At 46.1% G+C, this 14,675-nt stretch carries 12 protein-coding genes; 8 read left to right on the top strand and 4 right to left on the bottom strand.

Annotated features, from left to right (window positions below; translation table 11 throughout):
* Positions 1-165 precede the first annotated feature (165 nt).
* The 4 genes from ACXAFM_RS08585 to ACXAFM_RS08570 all read left to right on the top strand — a co-directional run bounded on the left by ACXAFM_RS08585 (position 166) and on the right by ACXAFM_RS08570 (position 5,139).
* Positions 166-687, top strand: coding sequence for a hypothetical protein (locus ACXAFM_RS08585; RefSeq protein WP_474834164.1), 522 nt, complete (start codon positions 166-168; stop codon positions 685-687).
* Positions 688-796: 109 nt separating this feature from the next.
* Positions 797-1,354, top strand: a complete 558-nt coding sequence (locus ACXAFM_RS08580; RefSeq protein ID WP_474834162.1) for a hypothetical protein — start codon at positions 797-799, stop codon at positions 1,352-1,354.
* Positions 1,355-1,743: 389 nt separating this feature from the next.
* Positions 1,744-4,470: a TonB-dependent receptor plug domain-containing protein gene (locus ACXAFM_RS08575; RefSeq protein WP_474834160.1), complete on the top strand. Its 2,727-nt coding sequence runs from the start codon at positions 1,744-1,746 to the stop codon at positions 4,468-4,470.
* Between the two features lie 150 nt (positions 4,471-4,620).
* On the top strand, positions 4,621-5,139 hold the full coding sequence (locus tag ACXAFM_RS08570; protein WP_474834158.1) for a hypothetical protein: 519 nt from the start codon (positions 4,621-4,623) through the stop codon (positions 5,137-5,139).
* Positions 5,140-5,204: 65 nt separating this feature from the next.
* On the opposite strand, the gene ACXAFM_RS08565 is transcribed toward ACXAFM_RS08570, so the two are convergent.
* Entirely contained in the window at positions 5,205-6,425 is a 1,221-nt protein-coding gene (locus tag ACXAFM_RS08565) for an acyl-CoA dehydrogenase family protein (protein ID WP_474834156.1), read from the bottom strand.
* Positions 6,426-6,648: 223 nt separating this feature from the next.
* Here ACXAFM_RS08565 and ACXAFM_RS08560 point away from each other — a divergent pair, with 223 nt between their 5' ends.
* The 4 genes from ACXAFM_RS08560 to ACXAFM_RS08545 all read left to right on the top strand — a co-directional run bounded on the left by ACXAFM_RS08560 (position 6,649) and on the right by ACXAFM_RS08545 (position 11,212).
* Complete coding sequence (locus ACXAFM_RS08560) at positions 6,649-7,584, top strand: LysR family transcriptional regulator (RefSeq protein WP_474834154.1); 936 nt, start codon at positions 6,649-6,651, stop codon at positions 7,582-7,584.
* A gap of 191 nt (positions 7,585-7,775) precedes the next feature.
* Positions 7,776-8,537 (top strand): MBL fold metallo-hydrolase, encoded by a 762-nt coding sequence (locus tag ACXAFM_RS08555; protein WP_474834152.1) that lies wholly within the window; start codon positions 7,776-7,778, stop codon positions 8,535-8,537.
* A 201-nt stretch (positions 8,538-8,738) separates the two neighbouring features.
* On the top strand, positions 8,739-10,130 hold the full coding sequence (locus ACXAFM_RS08550) for a YcjX family protein (RefSeq protein WP_474834150.1): 1,392 nt from the start codon (positions 8,739-8,741) through the stop codon (positions 10,128-10,130).
* Complete coding sequence (locus tag ACXAFM_RS08545) at positions 10,127-11,212, top strand: DUF697 domain-containing protein (RefSeq protein ID WP_474834149.1); 1,086 nt, start codon at positions 10,127-10,129, stop codon at positions 11,210-11,212. The genes ACXAFM_RS08550 and ACXAFM_RS08545 overlap by 4 nt, the downstream gene beginning before the upstream one ends.
* Positions 11,213-11,317: 105 nt before the next feature.
* Here the strand turns inward: ACXAFM_RS08545 and ACXAFM_RS08540 are convergent, their stop codons facing one another.
* The 3 genes from ACXAFM_RS08540 to ACXAFM_RS08530 all read right to left on the bottom strand — a co-directional run bounded on the left by ACXAFM_RS08540 (position 11,318) and on the right by ACXAFM_RS08530 (position 14,674).
* Positions 11,318-12,544, bottom strand: a complete 1,227-nt coding sequence (locus ACXAFM_RS08540) for a threonine/serine exporter family protein (RefSeq protein WP_474828636.1) — start codon at positions 12,542-12,544, stop codon at positions 11,318-11,320.
* A gap of 229 nt (positions 12,545-12,773) precedes the next feature.
* Positions 12,774-13,907 carry a 2-iminoacetate synthase ThiH gene (gene thiH / locus ACXAFM_RS08535; protein ID WP_474828634.1) on the bottom strand — a complete coding sequence of 378 codons (1,134 nt, stop codon included), beginning with the start codon at positions 13,905-13,907 and terminating at the stop codon, positions 12,774-12,776.
* Positions 13,904-14,674: a thiazole synthase gene (locus ACXAFM_RS08530; RefSeq protein WP_474828631.1), complete on the bottom strand. Its 771-nt coding sequence runs from the start codon at positions 14,672-14,674 to the stop codon at positions 13,904-13,906. The genes thiH and ACXAFM_RS08530 overlap by 4 nt, the downstream gene beginning before the upstream one ends.
* Position 14,675: the final 1 nt, after the last annotated feature.

Below are 14,675 nucleotides of genomic sequence, written 5' to 3'. Positions count from 1 at the left end.
TTACATTTAACGCCTTGCTTGTTGCCCACCTGTTATAGGTGTTCAAAGTGATGCAGCTAAGTATGTTGGTATCTTAAAAAACACGAAGACTTAATCTTAATTAACTTGATTGAAAAATGAACACTGATTAGCGTTTCCTTGCCACTAATGCAAAAGGAAACCGTTATGCAATCATTGAAGAAAGTATCCGTGTTTTTTAGCGCCGCCTTTTTATGCATAAGCATGCACACGCCTGTACTTGCTCAACCCGATAAGCAGTCTGTTGAAACCATAGACGTACAGGGCGAGAAAACCACGCCTCAATTAAAGCGCGCATTTAAGAAGCAGCAAATGGCGTTTATTGAGTTATACAATTCCGTTAATACAGATGCCCAGTTCGAGGTGGTTTGCAAATGGCGCAAGTTTACCGGCAGCCAAATTGCCCGCAAGTTGTGCGAACCCAGATACATGATTGATTTTCGTGCCTTAGCGGTGCAGACCTGGTCAACGCAACCAGGCATCGACTTTAACCGCCTACCCAACGACGATACCCTGCGCTTTTTAACTAAAGACACCCGTGAAGAAGCTTATCAACACGTTGCAGCTTTGGTAGCGACCAATCAAAAGCTTTTAGACAGCTTTTTGAAGCTAGACGCACTTCATGAACGCATTAAGGCGCGTGAAGAAGAAGGAATGAATGGCAAATAACACAGTTGGCTCAAAGCTACATGTAATTGCTATCGACTAAAGTACAAGCGACTTGCTTAAAAATTGGGCGCTTGCTAGTGTTGTGTTACATCTAAAAAAAGGACCTTTTATGAAACACGCATCAATGGCTTCACTCTCGTCTGTTTTTAAGGCGCTTGGCACTGTTTTTTTACTTTCTGCGTCAGGCTTTGCGCTTGCCCAAACAGGCAAGCCAGAATCGGATAAAGAGAGCATGGAGCGAATAGAGGTTGCAGGGCAGAAAACCATTGCTCAGCTTAAAAATGTGTTTGATAAACAACGCTTCGAATTTTTAGATTTATATAACACCATCAACGAGACGGCTAAGTACGATGTACTGTGTAGCTATAAACGTCCGATAGGGTCGAAGATAGCCAAAAAACAATGTGAGCCACGTTATTTGAAAGATTTTCGTGCTATCGCAACGCAAACGGCAGTAATGTCTTCTTCTGCCCCCGGCTTTGATATAGGTCGTCTTCCGACAGATGATCACATCGTATTCCTTACAAGGGAACAGCGCAAAGATGCCTTTAAGCACGTGGCTGCCCTTATCGCTACGCATCCTGAATTGTACGAAAGCTTTGTTCAGTTAGATGCGTTGCACCAGAATATCGAAGCGCGTAAAGAGCAAGCCAAGAAAGACTATTAAACGTTAAATTAAAACGCGGCCTATCTTATGTTAGGCCGCGTTTTTTATCGTTAGAAATGTTTAAACACCAACACACCAAACTGACGAGGCACACTAGGTGCCACTAATCGAGCATCGCTTCCGTCAATGCCGCCTGCACCAATCTACACTTTCTAATAAACGCCAAAACGGCCTTATCCTAAAGGCTAATATAATATTCGTCTAATGAGTGATAATTATCTCAATAAGGTATATTTTTTAGTGAATTTATTCTAATTTAAAGATGCATATTAGTTTGGTTGTCTCACATTTTATTCAACAACCGCTAATAAGCGTTGCCTACGCCAATAATAAAAATAATCAAAAAACTTAAATTACTTAAAAACAACAAGTCTTGAAGGAGAAACACATTGGATCAAGGTAACTTCCCTAAAGGGAAAAAACTTAATCGAATAACCTCAGCTATTATTGCTAGTTCTATGCCGTTTTTTGCGGCGATGTCAGCGCCTACGTTTGCACAAGAAGCAGAAGAAAAAGCAGAAGATGTTGAAAATATCATTGTAACGGGTACACGCATGAGCAACCGCTCAGCGGCTGATTCCCCCGTACCTGTAGACGTAATTACCGGTGATGAATTCCGCCAAAACTCGTCTAGCGACGTGCAAGATATGCTGCGTACTAACGTACCGTCGTTCGATGTAAACACCCAGCCAATCAGTGATGCGGCTACCATTGTGCGCCCCGCTAACATGCGCGGCCTGTCGCCAGATAACGTGTTGGTACTGGTAAACGGTAAGCGTCGTCACCGTGGCTCTATCATTTCTTTCTTAGGTGGTGGTATTTCTGATGGGGCGCAGGGTGTTGATATTTCAGCAATTCCTTCGCTAGCTTTAAAACAAGTAGAGGTACTGCGAGACGGTGCATCGTCTCAGTACGGTTCAGACGCTATCGCAGGGGTACTTAACTTCTTGCTTCGCGACGACGATGAAGGTTTTGAGTTCCGCGCTAACTATGGTTCTACTTATGAAGGCGATGGCGACAACTACACTATTTCCGCTAACGCTGGTTTCTCACTAGGTGCCGACGGCTTTGTTAACATCACAGGTGAAATTCGCGATGTTGAAGGTACCGTGCGCTCAGTAGTGCGTGACGACGTACAAGGTATGGTTGATGCAGGTTACTTAACACAGTCTGATTTTTCTACCATCAACACTTATACCAATGAGGTGCCACAGTACTGGGGCCAGCCAGACGTAGAAGACGACTATAAAGTTTTTATTAACTCAGCGTACGAGCTAAACGACAAAGCTGAACTTTACCTATTTGGTAACTACGGTAAACGTACGGTTACTGGTGGTTTCTTCTACCGTAATCCAGTAACCGAAGGCAGCCAGCGCGGCGGTGTATATGCAGGCCCACTGGTTGACCCACTAACCGGTTTAGAAGATCCAGACGGTGTACACTCAGTGCTTGTAGGCGACCTTGATGGCGTTGGCGTAGGTGGAAGCTGTATCGACGGCATTCCAATTGGCGGTAATGGTAATGTATTCCCAGACCCAACGTTCCTAGCGCAAGTACAGGCAGACGATAACTGCTTCTCGTTCATTGAAACTATTCCAACGGGCTTTGTACCTCGCTTTGGTGGCGACAACGAAGACATGGCGTTTACCGTAGGTGTACGTGGTGACTTAGAAATTGGTAACGGTTTAGGTTACGACTTCAGTGCGCAGCGTGGCTCTAACCGCACAGATTTCTTCATTAAGAACACAATTAACGCCTCTTTAGGCCCAGCTACTCCGCGTGATTTTGTACCTGGTGGCCAAGAACAAACCGAAACACTAGTTAACCTTAACTTTGTGTACGGTGTTGATGTAGGTTTAGCGTCTGACTTAAACGTTGCGTTTGGTGCAGAATACCGTAAAGAAGAGTTTGATTTGTTTGCCGGTGATGAAGCGTCTTACGCCCTAGGCCCACTAGCTAGCCAAGGTTTCTCATCTAGCTCGAACGGTTTTGGTGGTTTCCCTCGTGATACTAGCTCGTCGCAAGACAGTAACGCGGTTTATATCGATTTGGAAGCTGACGTAACAGACCAACTAACCTTGCAAGCAGCGCTGCGTCGTGAAGACTTCAGTGAGTTTGGTGATACTACCGACTTTAAACTGGCCGGTATTTTCCACGTAACGGACGACTTCCGTTTACGCGGTGCATACTCAACCGGTTTTCACGCGCCAACAGCGGGCCAGGCAAGCATTACTAACGTTACCACGCAAAACGTGAATGGTGTGCTAATTGACCAAGGTACACTGCCATTATCATCGGCGGCAGGTCAGCTAGCGGCTGACTTCATTGAAAGCCAAGGTAATGGTCGCCCAGATTTAGGGCCAGAGGAAGCGGTGAACTTCTCATTCGGTGCATCAATTGATGTGGCAGATATGAGCTGGACCATCGACTTCTACAACATTGAAATGGAAAACCGTGTTGCACTAGGTGCTAACGTAAACTTCCTAGATGCGCTTAACTTCGCCGGTGGCGGTACAGACTACGCAACCGTATCTGAAGCGCTTACCGAGCTTGATGCATCGGGTATTATCGACCGTTCAGACTTTATCGGTTTAGACGACCTATCACAGTTCCGCTTCTTCTCGAACAGCTTCGACACCACTACACGCGGTATCGACATTGTAGGTAACTACAGCTTCGATTTATGGGAAGGTAATTCACGTATTACGCTAGCGGCGAACTACAACGAAACCGAAGTAGACGATGTAGGCACGCTTAACCCAATTGGCGAAGGCCGTGTTGCTGCAATTGAAGACTTACTGCCAAACCTACGCGGTAATATTTCTTGGACGCACACGCAAGGCGCACTTCGCACTCTCGTTCGCGCTAACTACTACGGTGGTTGGGACGACACAGGCAATGGTGTAGATGGTATTGATGCGGCTATTTTGATAGACGTAGAAGCCAAGTACTCTTATAGCGAAAATCTTGATCTTGTTGTTGGTGTAAACAACCTGTTCGACGAGTACCCAGAAGAAAACCCAAGCGCAGGAAGCTTAGGTCAGCTTTACTCAGAAGCTAGCCCGTTTGGTTTCAATGGTGGTATGTGGTACGTGCAGGCACGCTATACTTACTAAGTCATTTTTAGCCAAATAAAACGCTAACTAATTAGTTTATAAACAAAATTGAATACCGCTTCTTGTTATAAGAAGCGGTATTTTTTTGACTAAAATTTATTCAAGTGCTAGTTTGAGAAATGTACAAGTAAAACAACGAGGATGTTAATTGTGATAAACCTACGTAAATACGGGCTTCATGCCATAAAAACAGCTGCGCTTTCGCTAGCGCTTGCAGCAAGCTTTCAAGTAACTGCGCAAAACGATAAAGAACGCGTTGAAAAAATTGAAGTATTTGGCCAAAAGACCACGCCGCAATTAAAGAAAGCCTTCGATAATCAGCGCTTCGAATTCCTAGAACTGTACAACAGTATCAATGACGTCGCAAAGTTCGATGTTATCTGCAAGTATGAAAAGCCCATTGGTAGCAAAATTGCCCGCAAGAGTTGCGAGCCCCGCTATGTGAAAGACTTTCGCGCAATGAAGATTCAAGCTTCTTCTACAGGCCCAGGTATCGACTTTAATCGCTTACCTAGCGATGACGATATTCGCTTTCTTACTAACGACACGCGAGAAGAAGCTTTTGAGCATGTTGCAGCGTTAGTTGCCACACACCCAGACCTGTTCGAAAGCTTTAGCAAACTAGACGCGCTGCATCAGCGCATCGAGCAGCGTAAAGAAGACAACTAGTTTTTTAGGTCCATCGAACCTACAAAAAATGCGGCATTAAGCCGCATTTTTTGTGTTAGTTTTTGCTACTGATACTTTTTAAGCTCTAGGCGCGATACCATACCCTTGTGTACTTCGTCAGGGCCATCAGCTAAGCGAAGGGCTCTTGCGCCAGCCGCAAAGCGTGCTAGTGGGAAATCGCTACACATACCTGCGCCACCGTGAATTTGTAGCGACATATCCACCACGCTTTGTAGCATGTTCGGCACTACTACTTTGATGGCTGAAATCTCTGTCATAGCGTGCTTCACGCCAAGGTTATCTATCTTCCAAGCTGCGTGAAGAGTAAGTAATCGCGCTTGCTCAATCGCCATACGAGCATCCGCCACACGTTCTAAGTTGCCGCCTAAGCGGATGATAGGCTTACCAAAGGCAACCCGTTCGTGACCGCGTTTAAGCGCAAGCTCTAACGCTTTTTCTGCCATACCGATAGCGCGCATACAGTGGTGAATACGGCCAGGGCCTAAGCGACCTTGTGCTATAGCAAACCCTTTGCCTAAACCCATTATAATGTTGTCTTTACTTACGCGTACATTGTCGAAGTGCATTTCGCCATGGCCGTATGGTGCATCATAATCGCCGTAGGCATCTAGCATACGCTTTATTGTAATTCCGGGTGTGTCTAGCGGCACTATCACCATGCTGTGGCGGCTGTGCTTGTCGTTATCTGGGTTCGATAAACCCATGAAGATGGTAAATGCCGCGTTAGGGTGCCCCAAGCCTGTCGACCACCACTTCTTGCCGTTAATAACGACGTCGTCGCCGTCTTCAATGATGGTGGCGGCCATGTTGGTAGCATCAGACGATGCAACATCAGGTTCGGTCATGCCAAACACCGAGCGGATCTCACCAGCCAGTAAGGGTGTTAGCCACTGTTCTTTTTGTGTATCGTTGCCGAAATGATAAAGCACTTCCATGTTGCCGGTATCTGGCGCATTACAGTTGAAGATTTCGGGGGCAAATAAGTATTTACCCATGCGCTCTGCCATTGGCGCATATTCAAGTGTGGTGAGGCCTTGGCCTAGCTCTGCATCGGGCAGAAACAAATTCGCTAAGCCCGCTTCACGTGCTTTAGCTTTTAGTGCCTCGGTGCCAGGGTGCAGCTTCCAGTTTTTCCAGTCGCCGTGGTTATTTTCTTTATGGTGAAAGTCGTAAACTTCATTCTCGATTGGCGCAATATGCTCGGCAATGAAGTTATCCAGCTTTTCTAATAAGGCTTTGGTTTTGTCGTTATGTGAAAAATCCATAGGGTACCTTTATTTTTAAATTGTTCGCTTTAGTTTGTAATGCTTATCAGCAGCATATTTAGGCTTTGCATCACATGGTTATTTTGCTTGTAAAGAGCGCACTAAATTCATGCTCCTTAGCTATCGATGAATGTGTGCAAAAGTGCTTCGTTGGCTTAATACTAGAGAAACTTGCTCAGTGAATGAAATGAAATATAATCCTTAAATAGTGTGAATTTCATTCATGGTGATGCGTGTGTTAGAAAACAGGCAATTTGAAAAGCTAGATTTGAACCTACTCAAGGTTTTCGAAGCGCTTTGGCAGCATAGAAATATGACCCGTGTGGCCGAGGCGCTGCACATTACGCCGTCTGCAGTTAGCCATGCTATGCGCCGATTTCGGGATATTTTAGGCGATCCGCTTTTTGTAAAAGAAAAGCAAAGTATGCTGCCCACTGCTGCCTGCGAAAGATTAGCGCCGGCTATTCTAAAAGCTCTGGGTGAAATTCGAAAAGCATTAGGCGAGTTCGCCGATTTCAACCCGCTACACAGCCATCAGCGCTTTGTTATTGCCATGCAGGAGTCGTTAGAGTTAGGGGTTCTGCCCGTACTACTTTCAACCTTAGAAAAGCAAGCGCCTAATATTGAAATAGTAAGCACTCGCTTACACCGTGACGCCATGCTAGCTGATTTAACCAACCGAAACCTCCATTTAGTTATTGATATTGGCCGTGCGGTTGCTGCACCCATTTCCCATTCGCTTTTACGTCGCGATACCTACAAAGTGCTTATGAATAAGCAAAACCCATTAGCGAAGAATTTAGATAAGAAAAAGTATGTGGCAACTCGACATATTACGGTATCTAACCGCGCTAAAGGCGCGTCGGTTGAAGAAATTGCATTGCAACAGTTGGGAGTAAGCCGGCCTTCCTTGTGGCGCTGCCAAAACTATCGTGCGGCTGCTGATGTGGTGGCTAATACAGATGCGCTATTAACCTTGCCCGGTTCAGTGGCCGATGCGGTAAGCGACGATAACTTGATTAGTACTAAACTCCCTTATCAAATACCCGCATTGGAAACACACCTTTACTGGCATAGCCAGCAAGAAGGCGAGCCAGGGCTAATGTGGCTTAGGGATTTAATGTTACACTTGTTCGCTGAATCTGGTCATACCAGATAGGTTCTGATAGGATTAATTCCAATCATCGCTAATAGCATACAGGTACTAGCACAGTATTTTACGCTTTGTAATGCCAAGCGACTTTCACGGTAAAAAGCGCGACGGTATATAGATAAGTAGAAGTAAGTGCTTAAACTTGTTAGGCAGTACTTTTAGCAAGCGTTGCAGGTTCGGGTGAAAAGGAAGCGGTAATGAAAATTCACACATTAGCAGGCTATATACAGCACATTTATCTTGTTGAAGACAGCAACGGCATACTATTGCTTGATGGCTGTAGCCGGGCCGATGTAGACAATGTGTGCAAATACATTACCCAAACCCTAGGCCGCCCGTTAACCGACTTAAAGCTTGTTGTGGTTACCCACATGCACCCCGATCACGCCGGTGGGGCTATTAAATTGCGCAAGCGTACGGGAGCACAAGTAGCATCACACCCCAAAGCGATTAAGTGGTATGCGGGCTTTGCCGGGCGTACCGCTCACGGTATTGATTTGCTGCTAACCTGGTGGGTGGCAAACCGCATTGGCAAGCCTAGAATGCCTATTTGGTACAACCCGATACTAGCACCAGATATCACGCTTGCCGACAATCAGCGGTTGCCGGGTTTTCCCGATTGGCAGGTAATGTACACGCCGGGTCATACCGATCACGACCTAACCCTTGCGCATATTCCCACGCAACAAGCTTACATTGCCGATGTATTGGTACAGGTTAAAGGGGAGTTAGTACCGCCGTATCCGCTATGTCATCCTAATCAATATCGTGAAAGCTTAAAAAGGTTGGCGCAGTCACAAATTGATACATTCTTTTGTGCACATGTACCGCCAACGAAAAAGTCGGATATTGATTTTGAGCATGTTATCGAGAATGCACCTCGCAAACCTAAGAACCACTGGCACTCCAGCAAAAATCGTATAAAGAAAAAGCTCTTCAATCAAACTCGCGAGCATTAACTTGCAGGCCAAGGGTAACCTGGCTTTGCCTGCTAAGTGGCGTGTTTAAATGGCACTGCCCTTGCTTTTAAACGTACAAAACCTCATTACTCTTATATCGCGAACTTTATATTAAAGTAAGTGCAGCCCCTCTCGGCACGTTATGTTTGTTGAGATAGGCTCAAAGGTATAGGAGCTGCAAAGGCAGAATATAAAACAATAATGCAGAAAAATATCGCTACGCTTTTTGACAAAACTCGGGAATTAGCGTCGCTAACCGGCGACAAACTAAGTAGTGCGTTTAACAAAGAAACGCACCGATTCACTATTACTGGGCTGAGTCGAAGCGGTAAGTCCATGTTATTTACCAGCCTTATCACCATGCTGAAAAGCCGCAGTGAAGAGGGCTATGCTTGCTTACCTTTGCTGCGATATTTGCCGCCTTCCCATGTGCTTGATATGCGCATAGAGCCCATTGAAGGCTATAAACCTTTTCCGCACTTGCAGAATATTGGTGATCTTGAAAATGGCCAGTGGCCTAAAGCTACTGAAGAAGCATTCGGTTTTAAGCTAGTGGTACGTTTAAAAGAAACAACATCATTAAAGCGCCATGTTCTGCCCCATAGCGAAGTGGTGTTTGAATTTATTGATTACCCTGGCGAGTGGGTGACCGACATTCCTATGTTAAGTAAAACCTATGCTCATTGGTCAGACTCTGCGTGGGCGCAGCTTAGCAGCGGGCCGCAACAATATTTTGCCAGCCAGTGGAAAGCTTTTGTTAATCAGTTCGACTTTGAACAAGAGCCTACAGAACAGCGTATTCAGCTATTGGTTAATGCTTATCGCGATTATTTGGTTGAAGCTAAAGCCAACGGCATATCTTTGCTACAGCCGGGCAGTTTTTTGTTAGAGTCGAGCGACTTTAACTGGCAGGCCTTCGGCTTTACGCCGCTGCCCTCCAGTATTACCAGCGATGTGTCGCACCCATGGTTTAAAATATTTGATAAGCATTTCTCGAAGTTTCAAAGCGGGTGGTTAACGCCATTAAAACAGTCCATTTTCAAAGAAACTGATAAGCAAATTATTTTGGTAGATTTGTTTGAAGGGCTTAACCATAGCAGACAGCATTTGTATCAGCTAAAGGAAACCCTAAGCCATTTGGCCGATACCTTTGTGTATGGGCAAAGTAATTGGTTTTCGCGCAATGTGCTGAAAAAAGAACAAATAGGCAAGGTGGCGTTTGTCGCCACGAAGTCTGACTTGGTGCCGGTAAGTCAGCGCGGTAATTTACTTAATTTGCTTACCCAGATTACCGAAGGGGCACGAGCACGGTTCGACGGTAAACCTATTCAGTTTGAACATTTCTTAGTGTCTAGCATGCAAGTCACAGACGACGGCAGTAATGAAGACGCTATTCGTTATAAAGACAGCGAAGGCCGCTATGTAGAATCTACGTTTGAACCCATTCCTAGCACACTAAAAGATATGGAAGAGGGCAGTCATTTCCCAGTACCTAATGTGAGTGTGCCCAGCGATTTTAAAGCGCGTATTTTAGCAGGTAAGGGCGTAGACAGATTGCTTCAGTTTTTACTGGGCAAAGGAGAACAACAATGAGCGATAAACCTTATACATTTGATGAAAGCCCAGAGCCGTCTAGCTCGTCCGATATTAGTAATTCGCCCAGTTCGCCCATTTCTAGAAGCGACGCGCCTTATGGCGAGAATAGTGACCAGCAAGGTAATGCAGATAGGCAATTTCAAACTGCCTCTCAGGGCGAACAAAATAGTAGTGCGGTAAACAAACCGCAGTATAAAACCAAGGTTAAAACACAAACCTTAGATATTGCGCAGCCTGAAACCAAGCTTCCGCAGCAGGTTGGTGAAGATGTGTGGGAAGTTGAAGCTAAGAAAGACGGTTTTTCGTTAGGTGCCGCAACCCTAGGATTTGGTGTTGTGTCGCTAATTGGCTTTTTTGTATTTGAAGCTTATACCACCCTTGCTGCGAACCTTTCTGAGCATCCCATTGGTACAGGCGTTTTAGGTGCGCTTCTGGTGGCCTTTGTAAGCTGCTTTAGTTTTTTAAGCTTTAAAGAGTGGCGCGGCTATAAGCAAGTAAATACAGCGATGGAAGATGCTGGTGTTATCCGGGAATTACTGGCTAATAAAGGAAGTGAAACATCGCCGCAACAAATAGACCGCGTGTTAAGTCAGCACGGCAAACGCTTTTCTAGAGGGTCTTACGCGGCCCATTGCTTCGACCGCTATAAGCAGCAGCTGCAAGATGACATGACGGGCCCAGAACGATTAGGCCTGTACGAAGATACGGTGCTAAAACCCGTCCAAGAAAAAGCGCATAAGGTGTTAAATAAAGAGTCGGTGACCGCCGGAAGCCTGGCATTTATCAGCCCGAATAACCTTATCCAAACCTTTGCCGTGGTTTGGATTAGCTTTCGCACTATTCGTCGTATGGCGCGAGTATACGGGTTAAGGCCGAGCACAGCGGGTAACTGGAAATTATTAAAAGTACTGGCACAAAATATTGCTGCGCAGGGCGTATTCGACCTAGCCACCGACGAAGTAGCCAATCAAATTGGCGGCAGTTTGTCGGCCAAGTTTATGGAAAACTCGGCTGAAGCCATTGCCGCTGGCGCGCTTAACGCCCGTTTAGGGCGTGCGTTAATCAAGTTGCTTAAATAGCACGACTTTCTTATTTGTTAGGCCGCGCTATGGACGTTGTGCATCCTAACTGCCAATGGTGCATTACGTAATTTAGCGCGAGATCTACTCGCTGTCGTAACAGCGTTATAGCGCCTTTTTGGTGGGCATAACCACGTTAGCAAAGATAAGCCCAGCCACTAGCGACATAAAGATCAGAAACACTTCTTGGCCCAAATGGTCGGCTTTTACAAAGTCTTGGCCGGTCATAAACGAGTTCAAGCCAATATAAGTTTTAGAACCCGGCACCAGAACAATAAGCCCGTGCATTGCAACAATGGTGGCGGGCTGATCGGCAATGCGGGTGAACGCATTAGCAAAAATGCCTAGCGCAAATGCGCCTACGAATGCACCAAGCCCCGGGCTCATGTAATCAGAGCTCCACGCGGTAGCGCTATAAGCAATAAACGCAGCTGCCAGTGCCCAAGGTATGTGCTTAATACGGGTTCTAAATATGGCTACTAGCGCAATACACAGTAAGAACACGGCAAGCCAGGTTGCCCAGTAAGGCAGCGATTCTGCAGGGGTATACACGTTTTCACCAAACACGCTAAAACCTACCGAAACACCTAAGAATGCACCGAAATACAGTTTAAATAGTTGCATAATGGCGTCCATAGTACGAGCCGTGCCCGACACCATATTGCGAGATGAAAGCTCTGCAAGGCCCATCGTCAGCGCAAGCCCAGGCACAAATACAATCACTGATGAAAGCACAACCAAGGGAATGTTAATTCCTGGGTCCACGTACTGGCTGATGGCACAGGTTAAAATGCCACCTACAAATGCGGTAACAGGCTCTAGCATTAGGTTTACGCGCTTCGAGCGCTCTGCCCATAACGTCCACAAATAGGCCACAATTCCCAGCGCAGCAGACCAACCTATTTCGCTCCAGCTTGCACCCATTAGCATAGCGAATGCACCGGTGGCCATGGCAAATGCCGTACCGGTAGATAATTTACCGTAGGGGCTGCCCATGGCATCTATTTCATTTAAGCGCTTATCGGCTTCAGCTAGCGAAAGGTTTCCCGATAGTAGCTCGCTGGCTAATTCGTCGGTGAGCGACAGCGCGTTCATATCTAAATCGCCTGGCTGTAATCGCGCCGAGTGGTTGTATTCGTCTTCGTGACGGTCACTCCAGATAACGAAAGTTAGCGATGTAGGGGTAGAAATAAATGACGCGTGCACGCCTAAATACTGAGCGACTTCACCAAGATAAGCTTCCAGACGGAACGCAGGAGTACCATACTTGTGCAGCATTTTGCCAAGTTTTACTATAAATCTACGAATTTGAATAAATTCAACGGTATCCAACGCACTGCCCTTAAGTTTTGATAACTTTAATATGAAATAAATAAGACAAAAAAGCCAGACACATAGGTAAAGTGTCTGGCTAAAATTTGGGCGGATTCTACGGAGGGTTTTACTTGAAAGCAAAAGAAATTTTTTATTTGTTTTGCCTTAAAAAAACTAATGTTTGACGGGGTGTAAATCAGCGCTCTAATCACGCATTGACCATTAGTAGGCACCCAGTATGGTAAGCCTAAACGCGTACTTCAAATGACATCCAATCCTTCCAAACAGGCTCTAGTCCTTTCCTAGCAATTGCGTTTACCACTTCTGACACCGAGCGACTATCATCAATATCAAACTGGTTTAAAGCCTGTGAGGGTTCGCTGTAACCGCCAGGCTGAGTTTGTGACGCAGCACTCATCGATGTGATACCAAGCGGCATTACGCCGTCTCTAAATACTGCCGACTCGCGGGTAGACAGGGATAATTCCGCTTGCGGGTTAAACAAGCGGTGGGCGCAAATTAACTGCAGCAGCTCTCGTTCGTTAGGTAGTTTGTTATTGGTAAGAGCGTTGCCGCCACTGCTATTACCTTCACAGCTTCTAAGGCGCGGAAAAGCAATAGATACACGACTTTGCCAATAGTGCTGCTGTATTAATTTGCCGTGAAGGGCGGTCATGGCACTATCAACTCTCCAGTCACCTAAACCAAGTAACGCACCTATGCCTATTTTATCGATACCTGCTTTCCCAATACGGTCGCTGGCTTCTAATCGCCATAAGAAATCCTGCTTTTTACCTCGGGTATGGTAGCTGGCGTAGTACTGGGGCGAATAGGTTTCTTGATATACCAGCACCGCATCTAACCCCAGATGCTTTAACGTTTGGTATTGTTCCCATTTTAGCGGCTGTACCTCCATCATAAGGTAGCTTACCTTGTTGCGAATTGCGCTAAGGGTTTGCTCAAAATAGTCCATGCCCACCTTTGTCTCGTGTTCGCCAGTTACCAGCAATACCTGAGAAAAGCCCATATCTTTAATAGCTTCAATCTCGGTAAGCACTTCACTTATAGATAAGGTTTTGCGCTTGATTTTGTTGCTCATGGTAAAGCCGCAATAGGTACATTCGTTGGCACATAGGTTCGACAGGTACAAAGGCACGAATAGCTGCATGGTATTGCCAAAGCGATGACGGGTTAGCGCCTGCGCGCGACTTGCCATGGCTTCCAGATAATGTGAGCCGGCAGGTGAGATCAGCGCCATAAAGTCATCGAGTGTAAGTGTATTGGCGTTTAACGCTCGCTCTACGTCACTCGCGGTTTTACTGTTAATTGACATAGCTAGATGAGATAAGTCTTGCTGCATTAGTGCTTGAGCTACCTTCATACCGCTGGCTCCAAAAACGCAGTAAGTGGGCTAGAGGCCTGCGCAAAATTGCTTGTGGTCCCTAGTCCTGCTTCAAACGCTTTTCGGCCTGTTCCTACAGCGCTTGCAAAGGCCTCTGCCATGGCAACAGGGTTTTGAGCAGTGGCAATAGCCGTATTTACTAATACTGCGTCTACGCCCATTTCCATGGCCGCCATGGCTTCACTGGGCTTGCCAATACCTGCATCTACAATGACCGGAATAGAGGCTTGTTCAACAATAATTTGCAAAAAAGGCTTAGTTTGTAAGCCTTGGTTGCTACCAATGGGGGCGCCTAACGGCATAACAGCAGCGCAGCCGACTTCTTCTAGGCGTTTACACAAAACGGGGTCTGCCCCGCAGTAAGGCAGTACATGAAACCCTTTTTTCACCAAAGCTTCGGCGGCCTGAAGAGTTTCGATTGGGTCGGGCAGCAAGTAGCGTTGGTCGGGGTGAATTTCCAACTTTATCCATGGGCTACCTAGCGCTTCATAAGAAAGTTCTGCGGCAAATATGGCTTCTTGGGCATTTTTAGCCCCTGATGTGTTGGGTAGCAGTGTAACCCCTAACTCTCGAAGCGCCGTTAGCGTTTCGTCTTGCTTGCTATTAGTCGACACGCGCTTCATTGCCAGGGTAACAATGTTACTTTGTGTAGCGGCCACTGCGTCTTTCATAGTGGCGGCGTTGCTGAACTTTCCTGTACCGGTTAAAAGACGTGATGAAAATGTGTGGTTTGCAAGCGTTAGCATA

The sequence above is a fragment of the Alteromonas sp. ABD4_190 genome, assembly GCF_056160105.1.
The sequence above is the reverse complement of the archived record's forward strand: the minus strand, read 5'-3'. Positions and strand labels throughout refer to the sequence as shown.